Origin of the sequence: Hymenobacter jeongseonensis (assembly GCF_015694725.1) — a bacterium.
GTDB lineage: Bacteria > Bacteroidota > Bacteroidia > Cytophagales > Hymenobacteraceae > Hymenobacter > Hymenobacter jeongseonensis.
This window is the reverse complement of record NZ_JADQDQ010000001.1, coordinates 569914-583698: the sequence shown is the minus strand read 5'-3', so window position 1 is coordinate 583698 and position 13785 is coordinate 569914. Positions and strand designations below refer to the sequence as shown.

Annotated in this window: 11 protein-coding genes; 1 reads left to right on the top strand and 10 read right to left on the bottom strand. The window is 60.7% G+C overall.

What is annotated here, in order from left to right; genetic code table 11:
• Window positions 1–10: 10 nt before the first annotated feature.
• From I2I05_RS02475 to I2I05_RS02435, 9 genes are all read right to left on the bottom strand, one after another.
• Window positions 11–1357, bottom strand: a complete 1347-nt coding sequence (locus I2I05_RS02475) for a DUF4910 domain-containing protein (protein WP_230688090.1) — start codon at window positions 1355–1357, stop codon at window positions 11–13.
• Window positions 1358–1400: 43 nt separating this feature from the next.
• On the bottom strand, window positions 1401–2042 hold the full coding sequence (locus I2I05_RS02470) for a PIG-L deacetylase family protein (RefSeq protein WP_196280608.1): 642 nt from the start codon (window positions 2040–2042) through the stop codon (window positions 1401–1403).
• Window positions 2036–2812: a sugar phosphate nucleotidyltransferase gene (locus tag I2I05_RS02465; protein WP_196280607.1), complete on the bottom strand. Its 777-nt coding sequence runs from the start codon at window positions 2810–2812 to the stop codon at window positions 2036–2038. The genes I2I05_RS02470 and I2I05_RS02465 overlap by 7 nt, the downstream gene beginning before the upstream one ends.
• 72 nt (window positions 2813–2884) lie before the next feature.
• Window positions 2885–4219 carry a class I SAM-dependent methyltransferase gene (locus tag I2I05_RS02460; protein WP_196280606.1) on the bottom strand — a complete coding sequence of 445 codons (1335 nt, stop codon included), beginning with the start codon at window positions 4217–4219 and terminating at the stop codon, window positions 2885–2887.
• Window positions 4220–4473: 254 nt separating this feature from the next.
• Complete coding sequence (rfbC, locus tag I2I05_RS02455; protein WP_196280605.1) at window positions 4474–5028, bottom strand: dTDP-4-dehydrorhamnose 3,5-epimerase; 555 nt, start codon at window positions 5026–5028, stop codon at window positions 4474–4476.
• Window positions 5029–5080: 52 nt separating this feature from the next.
• Window positions 5081–6187, bottom strand: a complete 1107-nt coding sequence (locus tag I2I05_RS02450) for an NAD-dependent epimerase/dehydratase family protein (RefSeq protein WP_196280604.1) — start codon at window positions 6185–6187, stop codon at window positions 5081–5083.
• Between the two features lie 48 nt (window positions 6188–6235).
• Window positions 6236–7039, bottom strand: coding sequence for a WecB/TagA/CpsF family glycosyltransferase (locus I2I05_RS02445; RefSeq protein ID WP_196280603.1), 804 nt, complete (start codon window positions 7037–7039; stop codon window positions 6236–6238).
• A 9-nt stretch (window positions 7040–7048) separates the two neighbouring features.
• Window positions 7049–8443, bottom strand: coding sequence for an exopolysaccharide biosynthesis polyprenyl glycosylphosphotransferase (locus I2I05_RS02440; RefSeq protein ID WP_196280602.1), 1395 nt, complete (start codon window positions 8441–8443; stop codon window positions 7049–7051).
• A 427-nt stretch (window positions 8444–8870) separates the two neighbouring features.
• On the bottom strand, window positions 8871–9068 hold the full coding sequence (locus I2I05_RS02435; RefSeq protein ID WP_196280601.1) for a hypothetical protein: 198 nt from the start codon (window positions 9066–9068) through the stop codon (window positions 8871–8873).
• Window positions 9069–9468: 400 nt separating this feature from the next.
• On the opposite strand from I2I05_RS02435, the gene I2I05_RS02430 reads away from it, so the two are divergent.
• Window positions 9469–10974 carry a S8 family peptidase gene (locus I2I05_RS02430; protein WP_196280600.1) on the top strand — a complete coding sequence of 502 codons (1506 nt, stop codon included), beginning with the start codon at window positions 9469–9471 and terminating at the stop codon, window positions 10972–10974.
• A gap of 135 nt (window positions 10975–11109) precedes the next feature.
• On the opposite strand, the gene I2I05_RS02425 is transcribed toward I2I05_RS02430, so the two are convergent.
• The gene (locus tag I2I05_RS02425; protein ID WP_196280599.1) at window positions 11110–13779 is read right to left on the bottom strand and encodes a M1 family aminopeptidase; all 2670 of its coding nucleotides are present in this window, start codon (window positions 13777–13779) and stop codon (window positions 11110–11112) included.
• Window positions 13780–13785: the final 6 nt, after the last annotated feature.

The following is a 13785-nucleotide window of genomic DNA, read 5'->3' as shown; positions in this document are numbered from 1 at the left end:
TCGGCAGTTATTAATTTGGCAAAACGTCGAGTAAGTCGTGGGCAATGAGCACCTGAACGGCGCGCTGTATCTGCGCAAAAGGCAAGCCCGCGCGCTCCGCAATGTCGAGCAAGCTGTGCTGCCCATCCGAAAGGTTGAGCACCCACAGCAGCGCGAGTTGCCCATTGGGCTGCGCGGCCACGCCCCCGACGGAACCATACAGGCCCCGCCGGCCCAGCGCCGGCTCGCCGTAAGGGCAGCGGTTTTGATACCGGCGGTTGGCATCGAGCACGGCCAGCGCCTCCTGGACAAGAAGCAGCGAATCGGCCAGCACCCCGGGCCTCACCAAGTCGAGGTTGTCCGCCGAGGTGTGGTACTCGGGAAATTGAGCGTAGGGCGTGCGCGAGAGGCAGCCCACGGGCAGGTTGAAACCCGGCGAGCAGTACTGGCGCTCGTCGTAGCCGTAGGGAATGAAGTCGATGATGTGATGGGGCACCGCCGCTTCGCGCAAGGCCAGGGCCAGGGCCCGGTCGACATCGGCCGTGGCGCGGCGCGATTTTTTGTAGGTAAAGGCGCCCTCCCGGCCGAGCAAACTCAACACCAGCCCGTGCCGGATGCGGGCCACGGCCTCGGCGTTTTTGCTGAGCCAGGTGATAGCCCCGATGGTGCCGGGGGCAAACACAAACCGGTAGCTGTAGCGGTGCCCGCCTTGCGCCAAGTGCCGGGCCAGGAACACCGCCACCGCCACCGCCGACAGGTTGTCGTTGGCCAGCGAAGGGTGGCAGATGTGGCAGGAGATAAGCACTTCCTCGGCTAGTTCGCCCGGCAGCAGCAACTCCCCATACGTCAGCGCGCCCTCGGTCAGGCTGCTGTCGATGCAAACTTCATAACGGGGCTCCTTAAGCGCTGAGAGCTGGTGCTGGGACAGGCAAAAGCCCCACGTTTCGGTGTAATAGGACGTGCGGTACGGTATCAGCGTGGGCTGCTCCGGCAGGGAATGCAGGTGCGGTTTCATTTCCTCGAGCGTGAACCAGCCGTGCACGGGCACGCTGTAGCCCAGCACGTGCAGGTTGTGGTACCGGAAATCAACCACCCGCTCCCCCCGCTCGTTTTTGATGTAGCCGTCGCGAATATTCCACTCGCGCGGCACGTGCCAGTCGAGCACGGGCGTACCGGTGGGCACCTCGTGCACCTGCAATTCCGGCAGGTAAGCGCCCAAAATGGCCAGCGTCTGGCGCACGCCATCGCCCGTGATGCTGCGACAAATCGGAAACAGCTGGCGCACCAGCTCGTGCATGGCCGCACCTTGCTCCGCTTGGGCATCAGCAGCAGCGGGAGGCGGAACGGGCGCCGGGCGGGAAGAAGTCAAGGTAGTCATGGGCCTTGCGCTAAGGGCAACGGGGATGAGGTGCAATAGCTGCCTACAACAGCAGTTTCCGCACGTAGAATGCTTCGGCGTAGGGGCTGTCGCCGCCGGCTTGCATGCCGCGCAGCCGGGGCAGCGCCCGGAAGGTTTCGGCATCGAACCAATGCTTGGAGGCCTGGCTGGGGAAGCTGGTCAGTAGCAATTCGACCTTGCGGGCCAAGTGGGCGGCCGACAAGGCCACGAAGCAGGCAGGGTTGCCGAGGTCGCCGTCGAACTTGGGGATTTCATACTCCCAGATTAAGTGGTTGCGGAACGTGTTCCAGGTCAGGTCCGACACCAGGCGGTGGTCCTGGTGCAGGTCGTGGCGGTAATGGGTGAGAATGAGGTCGGGCGAAAAGCTCTTCAGGCGCTCAAAATCGGCTTTTATGGGTTCCAGTTCCTGCGGCAGCAGGCCGTCGCGGTAGCGGTGCACCACCACCTTCGCATCGGGGGCGCCGGCCAAAAAGTGGGCCGCCGAAGCGTGGGCCTCGCCTGCCCGTTGGTCGTTGCCGGCAAACACCACCCAGCAAATTGAGTGCACCTGCCCGGCGGCTATCAGGCGCAGCAGCGTGCCGCCGGCACCTATTTCAATGTCGTCGCTGTGCGCTCCGAGGCACAGCACCCGGAGGCCCTTTGCTGGCAGGCCCCAATTCAGCATACCGTTTGCAGCACGGGAGTGGAATGGGCAGCCGGGGCGGCGGCATGGCGCCACACCTCCCACGGCGGGCAGCCTTGGGAATGCAGTTCGTCGAGGGCCAGCTTGTCCTTGAGCGTGTCCATGGACGCCCAGAAGCCATTGTAGCGGTACGCCATGAGCTTATTGTCCACTATCAGGCGTTGGAAGGGCTGCTCCACCAGCTCTTCGCCCGGCCGCAGGTAGTCAAAAATCTCGGGGCGCAGCACCATGAAGCCGGCGTTGACCCAGAGCCCCGCACTGGCAATGGGGCTGATGCTTTTCACGTGGTTATCGGCCCCAAGGGACACCACGTGGAAGCTTTGGGTGGGCTGGTACGCCATGAAGCAGGCCACGGGGCCTTGCCGGTGGAAGTTGGTCAGCATGGCGGGCAGGGGCAAGTCGGAGAGTACATCCGCGTAGTTGACCATGAACACCTCGTCGTCCTGCACGTAGCGCTTCACGGCGGCCAGGCGCTGGCCGATGTTGTTGGTCAGGCCGGTATCGACGAGGGTAATGTTCAGGTCGGCCGCTTCGGTGGCCCGCTGCACGTCGCTGCGAAAGAAGTAGCGCCGGAAGGCATCCGCGTTGTGGCCCAGGCACAGGATAAACTCGGTGTGGCCGTAATGCGCGTAGTAGCGCATCAAGTGCCACAGCAAGGGGTGGCGCCCGATAGGCACCAGGGCTTTGGGGGTGCGCGGAGAGTAGTCGCGGATGCGCAGACCGAGTCCGCCACAGAAGAGTATAACTTTCATGACACATCAATAGCTAAATATGAAAGGAAGGGACCAGAAAGAGCTTATTTTTAATAGGTCTTATCAGTATTGTTATGGGTACACTGTTACCTCGGGGATGGGCACCACAAACTGCCCGCCCCAGCTCCGGACAATGGCCATTTGCTCCATGATTTCCTCGCGCAGGTTCCAGGGCAGAATCAGCACGTAATCGGGCCGCGTTTCCAGAATGTGGTCGGGGTGATAAATCGGCAAACGGGTACCGGGCAGGAAATTGCCCTGCTTGTGGGGGCTCAGGTCGACGGTGTAGTCGACAAAATCGGTGCGAATGCCGCAGTAGTTGAGCAGGGTGTTGCCTTTGCCGGGCGCCCCGTACCCAACCACCGCCTTCCCTGCTCGTTTGGCCTCAATCAGGAAGGTGAGCAGCTTGCGCTTGGTTTCCTGAACGCGGGCAGCAAAGCCAGTGTAGAACTCCAGGGTGCAGATGCCGGCCCGTATTTCCAGGGTGCGCAGGGCCGATACGGCCGGCGTGACGGCCAGGGCCGGGTTGGGGCAGTTGGTATGGCGGGCGTGGATGCGGAGGGAGCCGCCGTGGGTGGGCAGTTCTTCCACGTCGAACACGGCGAGGCCGTGGCGCGCAAAAATGTGTTCCACCGTCCAAAACGACAGGTAGCTAAAATGCTCGTGGTAGATGGTGTCGAACTGATTGCCCGCCACCAGGCGCAGCAAGTGCGGAAACTCCATCGTGAGCACGCCTGTGGGCTTGAGCAGCTGGCCCAGCCCCGCCACAAAGTCGTTGATGTCGGGCACGTGCGCCAGCACGTTGTTGCCAATCAGCATGTCGGCCTGGCCGTGGCTCGCGGCTACTTCGCGGGCCGTTGCCAGCCCAAAAAACTTGCTCAGCGTGTTGATGCCCTTGCTACGGGCGAAGGCCGCGACGTTCTCAGCCGGTTCGATTCCCAGTACCGGCAGCCCTTTTTCAACGAAATACTGGAGCAGATAGCCGTCGTTGCTGGCCACCTCCACCACGCGGTGCTCGGGGCCCAAGCCGTAGCGCGCCACCACCATATCGGTGTACTGGCGGGCGTGGCGCAGCCACGAGGGCGAATACGAGGAGAAATAGGCGTAATCGTTCGGGAATACATCAGTGGGCGACACCAGGTCGCCCACCTGCACCAGCAGGCACATCTGGCACACGCGGGCGTGCAGGGCATAAAAGGCCTCGGCGCGGTTGAAGTTCTCGGGCCGCACGTGGTCCTGGCACAGCGGCGAAGTTCCTAAATCGACGAAGGTGACGTGCAGCGGCGCCCCACAAAAGCGACAGGCGTGCGCCGGGGCCGCTTCCGGAGAACCAGCCGGGTCGGGTAAAACCCGCGGCAATTGGCCGACGAAGTTGTCGGTGGGTTCGGGCACCAGGGTGGTTATCATAGCCATTGAAAGAATCAGAAGGGAAAGGCACTATTGCTTGCAGAAAAAGGGAAAGCGAGGGCGCGTCAGCCCGGGGGTGGGCTGCGGGCGCCACGGGTTGGCACTCTACAAGGGCACTTGTTGCCGCGCAGGGAACCGCGTCTCAGCGAGGCCACGCACTGGGGCCGGGCGCGGGGAAGCACTGCGGGCCAGGTTTTTGGGGCATTATTGGGCAGTTTCATGCAATTGAAGTTGCGGCGGTGGGCGCGCCAAGCTTAGTCAATCGGGAGGGGCTGGGGCACGCGCTGAAAATCCGGGTGGGCCTGGTCTTTGGCCGATATCAGCTTTGGGAGCGCAGGCCACACAATGCCAATGGCCGGGTCATTCCACCGCAGGCCACCCTCGGCGCCCGGCGCGTACATGGCCGACACCTGGTACGCCACGTCGGTGTGGGGCGCCAGCGTGAGGAAGCCGTGGGCAAAGCGCGGCGGCACGAATAGCTGCCGGTAGTTATCCGCGGTCAGCTCCACTCCTACCCACTGGCCAAACGTTCGGGACTCTTCCCGCAAGTCCACAATCACGTCGTAGATGGCCCCGCGGGTGCACCGCACCAGCTTGCTTTCTTCGTGCGGGGCATGCTGATAGTGCAGGCCCCGCAGTGTGCCCGCGGCGGGGTTTGAAGAGAGGCTGGCTTGCTGGGGCGGTAGGTAGATGCCGTGGGCCGCGAACTCGTCTTTGCACCACGAACGGGCAAAGAAGCCCCGCTCGTCGGTGCGGCGTTCGAGGTCAATGATAAAGGCTCCCGCCAATTTGGTTTCGGTGAAAATCATGGCTGGTTTATTGGGTGTTGACCAGGTCATTCCAATTCATTGCCTGGCGCCTTTAGGTCATCAGGGCCGTTTTGCTTCGCGTCACCGGGCTGGCGGCAGTGGCGTGGCAGGCCCAGTTTAACTGCTCGGTTAGCTCGCCCGCTTCGCGCAGGGCCGTCAGCTCACGCAGGCGCATGAGCCGCGAGCTGCGGAATTGGGCATCGGAGAACCGCAGGGCCAGCAGCCGCTCGTGGAGCTCCGCAATGGTGGCGGCGAGGCTGTGCCGGGGCTGGTGGTTGGGCGCCAGCTGCCGGAACAAGCCAAAGTCAACGCGGTAAGAGCGCCGGTCGGGCGCGGCGGCGGGATTGACGCTGATGCGAGTGCCGGGCAGTGCCTCGGCCACCGCTGCCGCCAGTTCCCCCACGCGGTAGTTCCATTCGTCGGAGCCCGCGTTCACGGCAAGAAAGGCGCCGCCCCGATTAGCCTGTCGGCCGATGGCCCACTCAATGGCCCGGGCCATGTCGCGCACGTGAATGAGCGGCCGCCACGGCGTGCCGTCGCTGAGAATGCTGATTTCGCCCGTGGTCACGGCGCTGGCCACAAAGTCGTTGAGCACCAAGTCGAGCCGGAGCCGGTCGCTCCAGCCGCTGGCCGTGGCAAAGCGCAGGCACGTCACTGCAAATTCCTCGTCGGCGAAGGGCGCCAGGTCCTGCTCGCTGGCCATTTTGGAGCGGGCGTAGGCCGTGAGCGGATTGAGCGAGGCCGTTTCGTCTTTTGCTTCGTCGCCGCCCGTGCCGTACACACTGCAGGAACTGGCAAACACGAAGGCCCGCACGCCGGCTGCCTTGGCCTGCCGGGCCAATTCAATGCCCGCGCGGTGGTTGATTTCCATCGTCACGGCCTCGTACAGGTTGCCCATGGGGTCGTTGGAGATGGCCGCCAGGTGCACCACGGCGTCCACGCCAGCCAGCAGGCCGGGCGGGAATTGGCGCACATCGCCAAACTCCTGGCGGTTGAGCCGCGACTCGGGCAGCCGCCCGGTTCCGGTCAAGCATTGGGCAAAAAAGCCCAGGTCGTAGCCAATTAGTTCGGCATCGGGGAAGGTCTGGCGGAGGTGCTGTACCACGCCCGGACCCACGTAACCCATGTTGCCAGTAATAAGAATGCGGTTAGGTATCATAGCAAATCAGGTAGATTATCATTGAATAACTTATTGTTTTATAATTATTTATAATTGATTTGTAGGATGAGGTGGCGAGCCTGAGGTGTGGCCACTAACTAGGCGCGCAAGTGCCGCCCGAGCCAGCAGGTACACGAACCAGGTATTTGTGACGAAGTAGCGCCCCGCCAAGCGCCGGGGCTCCTGCCACAGCCGATAGGTCCATTCCAGCCACAGCCGCCGGGCCCAAACGGGCAGGCGGGGTTCCAGGCCGGCGTATACCCGAAAGGCCTGCCCCACCCCCAGCATGCACGCCCGGATTTGCCCCCGGTGCGCGGCCATCCATTGCTCTTGTCGGGGGCAGCCCAAGGCCACAAACAGCAAATCCGGGTCGGCCGCGTTGATGGCAGCCACGTCGGCTTCCTCTTCGGCTGGGGACAGGGGCCGAAACGGGGGGGCGTGCACCCCGGCAATGCGCAGCGCAGGCAACTCGCGCCTTGCCCGTGCCACCATGGCCGCCAGCACCGCCGCGGTGGTGCCGTAGAAGTACACGGATTGGCCCCGTTCGGCCGCGGCGGCGAGCAGGGCCGGAAGCAGGTCCATGCCGGCCACCCGTGCCTGGGGCGTGCCGTGAAACCAGCCGACGGCGGCAGCTACGGGGCTGCCGTCGGGGGTTACCACGTTGGCCTCAACCAGTATTTGCCGGAAAGCGGGGCGGCGGTGGGCTTCGACCAACATGTGCGCGTTGGCGCAACAAACGTAGGCCGATGACCGGGCGGCGCCGAGTTGCAGGATGGCATCGACAAAATCGGCCGGGGTGCCCGTCGAAATGGCCGTATTCAACACCTGGCGCTTGTGGAGCAGAGCGTGCATAACCAGTAGTTAGTAAGCGTTTTCTTCGCCGTGTACGATGTTGCGAACCGTTTTCCCGATAATCCGCAAGTCCAAGCCAAACGACCAGTTTTCCAGGTATTTAAGGTCGTACTCCACACGTTTCTCCATGGCGTTGGGAGCGCGCGTTTCGCCGCGCCAGCCGTGCACTTGGGCGTAGCCGGTGATGCCCGGCAACACGGCATGGCGCAGGCGGTAGGTGCGGATGTGCTTGGAGTATTCTTCTAGCTGCGATACCAAGTTGGGGCGTGGCCCGACCACCGACATGTGGCCCAACAGCACGTTGAAAAACTGCGGCAATTCGTCGAGGTTGTACTTGCGCAGGTACCTGCCGACTTTGGTTACCCGCGGGTCGGCCCGGGTGGCCTGTTCTTCCGGGCGGCCGTGGTTGTGCACCATCGTGCGCAGCTTATAGCACGGAAACAGTTGGTTGCGCCGGCCCGGCCTCAGCTGTTTGAAAAACACCGGCCCCGGGGAGTCGATTTTAATGGCCAAGGCCAGCAGGGGCAATAGCACCGGAAAAACGCCGCAAATTATCAGCAGGGAAAAGCCGATGTCAAAAGTCCGCTTCAGCACTAAGTTGGTCCACATTGACAGCGGCTCACGGCGCACCGTGAGCACGGGCAAGTGGTCGCAGTAGTACATCTTCACGTCTTGGCCCAGGGTGCCGTGGTAGTCGGGCACAATGCGCAACGACAGAAAATTCTCTGCGGCAAAAGCCGTAAGCTCTTCAATCAATGATTGTTGAGTAAGGGGCAGGGCAAAATATATTTCATCAATGGGCGTGCGCCGACAGTACTCCTGCACTTCGGCCACGGAACCTTGCACGAGGTGGCGCAGGGCGGGTGGCACGTCGCCATCGGCAAAAAAGCCTTTGAACTGGGTGCCGTCGGAGTCGTGGGCCCGCAGAAAGTAGTAGAGCTTCTGCCCGCTCTCGCTGGCCCCCACAATAATGAAGCGACTGTGGGGCTGGGCAAAATGACGCGTGTAAAGCCGGTAACAAAACGCCAGCACGAACCGGCCAAGTACCACGCCCACAATGGCAAAGCCATACACCGTGGCCAAGTGGGGAAGTGGCAGCCACTGCATCCGCAACAACAGGCCCACGCCAAACAGCAGCAACCCGTGCACCAGGAAAGTACGCAGCACGTAGCCGAGCTTTTCAGAGTAGGAAATGAGGCGGTCCAGGCGGAATATGTTAGCGTATTCCCGTGAAAGAATCCACCACAGCAGCGCAAAGGCAACAAAAAAGGAGGCTTGATTGGCGAACTGCCAAGTGTCTAATAAAAGAAAGCCAGCCACACGAAAGGCCACGAAAATGATGGCTACATCGATGAGTGGTAGAGTTATTCGGTTGGAGTCAGAGTAGTGGGCATAGCGTTCCATGGCTGGTTAAGGTTAATCAGGAGTGGAATGCGGAGCATGGGCGAATATGACGATGTAAAGGACAATTAATATTTTTTATCAAAAAATGACATGATTTCCTTTTTTTATTATGCAAAATCATTTTGTTGGAAAGAGGTACACCAATAAGCCTGCAAAAAACTGTAATACAGACATTTACCTTTAAGCATCTTTTTTTTCTAATTAAGCTCTCTTGTAATAGGGAATTTGATTTCCGTAATTCCTATCCGAGTTTGTTTCCGATAGCTTGCCTGAGCTGATAGCATAATGATTTGCGGCTCTAACTATATTATTACTAGTTCACTATACAGGTATTTGATTAATATTTTTTTAAAAGGCGCGAGAAGTCCTCCTTCCTCCTTAGATATTCAGCGCGTCCCTCCGGCCCACAATACCTGCACGACTAGTTTCAAAATAGACCGTATTCAAGAATGGGGTCTATTTTGCTTTCGGTCTGGGAGTACCGGCGATAGTCGTATTCCGCAGCGTTGACCCAAAAATTGCGCAAGGGTGCCTCTACAAACAGGGCGGCATCAAGCCGTTTGCAGTTCATCAAAGCATAGGGCAGGGGAACGTTTTTTATCCAGATTAAGGTAGAGCTGCCCATGAAACGGGGCGAAAAAGCAGTTCCCGCTCGGCCAGGACCTAGTCGTGGACCTAGCTGGCCGTGAGCGGAGCCCGCACGGAGCAGCCGAGCGCATTGGAGAGCAAGTGCAGCTTCGTACTCACGCCCTCGCAGTTGCGTTCGAGAGCATTGGCCATGCCAGCTTGGTAGGAGCGCTATTGGTCTCCGCTCAATTTATACTGCGTTTTTACCGCCTAATTTAACGGTCCACACGTCCTAATTATTAGCAGATAACAGCTCGGAAAGCTGTGCTTTTTGCACCACATTTAATACCAGAATCTATTCTTCTACAAGTTACAAAATATTGGCATTCTACTCAATAGAGAAACTTATGTGCTTAGTGGAGGCGTCTGGCAGGCTAACCTTCACTTTTCCCATTTCTATGTACAACCACAAACTCACGCATCACCTACTTCCTGTTCTCGGCCTGGGTCTGCTCTTCACCTTTGGGTGCAGCAAAGAAAACCCGACCCCAACCGACCCTTCTATCACCGCCGTTTCGTCGCAGGCAATTGCGGCCGGCACCCCGGGTTTTACCCTTCGTTCCAAGCACTACATCATCATCGCGGCGGGCGACGAACTGCCGGCCGGCATTGAGGGCCTAACCACCGCCGCCAACGGCAAAGTCACGAGCGTGTTGCAGGAAGTTGGCCTAGCCCTGGCCACCTCCGACGACCCGGAATTCGCGGCCAAAGCGGCCAAAATCACCGGGGTTCGCTCCGTTGTGCGTGATTTCACCTACCAAGGCTTCAACCCCGAAGCGCGCGCCGTGGAGGCCGAAGCTCTCAACGTGAACCCGGCCAGCACCGGCGACAGCAACCCCTACCTGCCGCTGCAATGGGGCGCCACGGCCATCCAGGCCCCGGCTGCCTGGAACGCCGGCGCCTTGGGCGAGAACGTGCTAGTGGCCGACCTCGACGGTGGCTTTGAGCTGACGCACCCCGACCTGGTAGCCAACATTCAGGGTTCCAAATCCTTTGTTCCCACCGAGCCGGCGCAGTTCATGGGCGCGGCCAACAAATCCAGTCACGGCACGCACACGGCCGGCACCATCGCGGCGGCCGACAATTCCATCGGCGTGATTGGCGTGGCCCCTAAAGCCAAGCTTCTGCTGGTGAAAGTACTGGCCGATGCCGGCTCCGGCTCGTTTTCGTGGATGCTTCAGGGCATTCTTTACGCCGTGCAGGAGCGGGCCGATGTCATCAACTTAAGCCTGGGTGCTGCCATTCCGCGCCACGACCAGTACCTGGACGAGAACGGCAAAGTGGTGAACGATACCAAAGCCATTCAGGAGCTGCTGGTGGCCATCAACAAAGTCACGAGCTACGCCACCAAAAATGGCGTTACCATCATTGCCTCGGCGGGCAACGACGCCAACAACGGCAACCAGGACAAGTCCACGGTGCACATTCCAGCCGATGCGACGGGCGTGATTTCGATTTCCTCCACTGGCCCCATGGGCTGGGCTCTCGACCCATTGAAAGCTAACCTGGACCGGTTTGCTTCTTATTCGAACTACGGCACGTCGGCCATTGACTTTGCTGCTCCCGGCGGAGACTTTGCCCTGCCCGGCTCTGCCATCGTGAACTTCCGCGGCGTCACGCAGTACGCCTGGGCCCTCGACATGGTCATCAGCACCGGCCGGGTATCGGTCGTGAACGGCATAACCCGCGGTAGCTACACCTGGATGGCCGGCACGAGCATGGCCGCGCCGCACGCCACCGGCATTGCGGCACTCATCATCGGCCGCAACGGGGGCAGCATGGACCCCGTGCGTGTGGAAGCCGCCCTGCGGGCCTCGGCCGATGACCTCGGCCAGCCCGGCCGCGACGCCTACTACGGCCAAGGTCGCCTCAACGCCTTCCGCGCCGTGTCACAGGCCCAATAATTCAGGTCGCATTTAACTTGAAAGGTGCTTCGGGGACAGGTATTCGTACCTGTTCCCGAAGCACCTTTTTTTGGGCGGCACTTAGACAACGTCGTTGCGGAGGCGCCGCATTTTTTCACCATGCAGTCCGGCAGCTTATTGCGCCAGTTTCTCGGCCCGAAACAGGTCGTCGGCGGCTTGCAGGAGCTTGGCGCGCAGCTTGGGATTGTAGTCTGGGTGGGCCTGCAGGAAGGTTCGGACGGTGCTGGCCGCCGCTGGCGACTGGTACCCTCCCAGCGTAGCCTGCAGCCAGGAATACGGGAAGAAAATATCACCCGTCAGCTGGATTTCTTCCAACAGCTCCAAGCTCGTGGGCAGGTATTTTTCCGAGGCAGATTGCCGCAACGGGTGGTGCAAGTAGCCCAGCGCAGCCGAGACCCAGGCTTCCTTTTCGCGGTTCTTCTCGTCCTTCAGCGAGGCAAAAAAAGCGTCGCGGGTGGCCACGTCGGGCGCAAGGGCAGGCATCAGAAATTCTAGCCGGCGGCGGCGGTCCACGTTTTTGACGCGGGCGAGCTGCTGGACCAGAATGGATTCTGGCGCTGCGCCCGGCCCGGCCGGGTAGTCACGCACTGCCAGCGCCAGGGCCAAGGCGGTGTAGTCGTCCTCGGTCAGCTTCACGCCGTTGGGCGCTTTTTCCGTTTGCCAAATTTGGTAGAGGCGGGCCTGCGCGGGCCGGGAAAGGGCGATGGATTGGTAGGTTTTGAAAAGCAGCTTTTTGGAATTGCCCGCGGGGTTTTGCTGCAAGGCCGCCCATAGGTCCTGCTCCAACCCCGGCCCCACGGTCAGCCGCTGCGCCGGGCTGAGGAAGTGCCAGAATATGTCGCTGGCCTGGCCCGTGAGCAGCTTCAGGTTCAACTCCTCAGGCTCGCGGGTGAAAGCCTGCCGATACACCGTGAGCAACTCAAGGGGCTTGATGACCTGCCCGTTGAGCATGTTCTCATACAAGTTTACGTAGGCAGCGGCACGGGCCACTGGGTTTTTCAAGCGGGCCACTTGCGCGGTGAGCTGCGAGGCCACCGGAAACACACCGTAGCCGAGGCCGGTGGAGTTGAAGAGAATGAAGCTGGGCACCGGCTCCCCAACCGCCTGCGTCAAGGCCACGGCGCGGTCGGTCATGTTTACGGTCAGTTCTTTGGTGCGGCCACCGGGGTACACCAGCAGGATTTCGAAGAGCTGCGGCCAGAGGCGTTCGGAGCCATCTTCGGCCCGTTGCGTGAGGGTGAGTTCGGTGATTTTGCCGCCGATGGTTTTCAGGGTGTGGGCGAAAACGGGGCGGCCGGGCTGGTTCACCCACACTTGGTTCCAGGCCTGCAGGTCGGCGGGCGTGCGGGCGTCCAGCAGGGCAATGAGGTCGGGCCAGGTGGCGTTGCCACCAGCGTACTTCCGCAGGTATTCCCGCAGGCCTTGCTGGAAAGCTTCGGGGCCCATCAGCCGCTCCAGCTGCCGCATCATGATGGGCGCTTTGTGGTAGATGATGTTGCCGTAGAGCGAGCCCGCGTCCTGCAAGTTGGCCAGCGGCTGCCGAATGGGATTGGCCCCGGCTGTGCGGTCGATGCCGTAGGCGGCGGGGTAGTGGTCGATGACGAACTTGAGGTCGTAGTTCGAATTTTTCACGGCCACTTGCGTGACCTTATCGGCCATGAAATTGGCAAATACCTCCTTCATCCACACATCATTGAACCACTGCATGGTCACCAAATCGCCGAACCACATGTGGGCCGTTTCGTGGGCCACCAAATTGGAGCGGGCCAGCAGTTGGTCCTGCGTGGCGCCCTCGTCCAGAAACAGCGTCGACGCCTTGTAATCAATGGCTCCCACGTGTTCCATACCGCCGTATTGAAAGTCCGGAATCGAGACGAAATCAAACTTCTGAAACGGATAAGGCAGGCCGGTGTACTGCTGCATAAACTGCAGCGCATCGGCATGCAGCTGGAAAATGGAGTCAAGGCTAAGGCGCAACTTGGCCGGGTCGGTTTCGCGGTGCAGCAGGGTCATGGAGCGGCCGTTCAGCGTGCGGTTTAGGCGCGAAAATCTGCCCGCCGCGAAGGAGAACAAGTAGGTGCTGATGCTGTCGGAAGTAGCAAACTGATAGGTTTTAAACCCTGGCACTCTGCCATCGAGAGTGGACTCAGTCGAGTCAACCAGCGGGGCATTGGCCACAGCCTGCCACAGCCGCGGTACAGTAAGGGCCAGCTTAAACGTAGCCTTCAGATTGGGTTGGTCGAAGACCGGGAAAACGGTGCGGGCGCGGTCGGGTACCAGCAGCGTGTAGAGGTAATCGGCGTTGCGGTTCAGCGACTGTTCGCCGGCCACGAGGCGGATTTCGGTCACGTTTCGACCCCGCTTCAAGGCAGCGGCGGGTAGCACGAGGTGCTCGTTGCGGTAGTCGATGGGTACCGGCTGGCCGTTCACTACCACGCGCTGTAAATTCGCCGTGGGTGCTTTGAAATCGAACTGCACCGGCTGCTGGTTGTCGCGCAGGGTGAATGACACCGATTCGACGGCAAGAATCGGCTCGGTTTTCTGGGCCGGAATGGTCAACTGGAGGTCGTACGCCACGCGGCTGATGTTCTCTTTGCGCGCAATGGCTAACGCCTCGGAAACTCCGGTGGTGACGGATGGCAACGTGGCCTCGGCAATGCTCGCCGCGGGTCCGGCAGCCGGTAATAAGTTGGCCGTAGCCAGGGACTGGCGCTGACAGGCCGTGGCCAGCAGCACCAGCAGAAACCCGCCAGCCCTGCCATATTTACGGAAGCGAAAATTCATCAACGA

Bases quoted from the DNA above. Each gene is read 5' to 3' on its own strand.
- I2I05_RS02475 (WP_230688090.1), bottom strand. From the start codon at position 1,357: ATGACTACCTTGACTTCTTCCCGCCCGGCGCCCGTTCCGCCTCCCGCT.
- I2I05_RS02470 (WP_196280608.1), bottom strand. From the start codon at position 2,042: ATGCTGAATTGGGGCCTGCCAGCAAAGGGCCTCCGGGTGCTGTGCCTC.
- I2I05_RS02465 (WP_196280607.1), bottom strand. From the start codon at position 2,812: ATGAAAGTTATACTCTTCTGTGGCGGACTCGGTCTGCGCATCCGCGAC.
- I2I05_RS02460 (WP_196280606.1), bottom strand. From the start codon at position 4,219: ATGATAACCACCCTGGTGCCCGAACCCACCGACAACTTCGTCGGCCAA.
- rfbC (WP_196280605.1), bottom strand. From the start codon at position 5,028: ATGATTTTCACCGAAACCAAATTGGCGGGAGCCTTTATCATTGACCTC.
- I2I05_RS02450 (WP_196280604.1), bottom strand. From the start codon at position 6,187: ATGATACCTAACCGCATTCTTATTACTGGCAACATGGGTTACGTGGGT.
- I2I05_RS02445 (WP_196280603.1), bottom strand. From the start codon at position 7,039: ATGCACGCTCTGCTCCACAAGCGCCAGGTGTTGAATACGGCCATTTCG.
- I2I05_RS02440 (WP_196280602.1), bottom strand. From the start codon at position 8,443: ATGGAACGCTATGCCCACTACTCTGACTCCAACCGAATAACTCTACCA.
- I2I05_RS02435 (WP_196280601.1), bottom strand. From the start codon at position 9,068: ATGGGCAGCTCTACCTTAATCTGGATAAAAAACGTTCCCCTGCCCTAT.
- I2I05_RS02430 (WP_196280600.1), top strand. From the start codon at position 9,469: ATGTACAACCACAAACTCACGCATCACCTACTTCCTGTTCTCGGCCTG.
- I2I05_RS02425 (WP_196280599.1), bottom strand. From the start codon at position 13,779: ATGAATTTTCGCTTCCGTAAATATGGCAGGGCTGGCGGGTTTCTGCTG.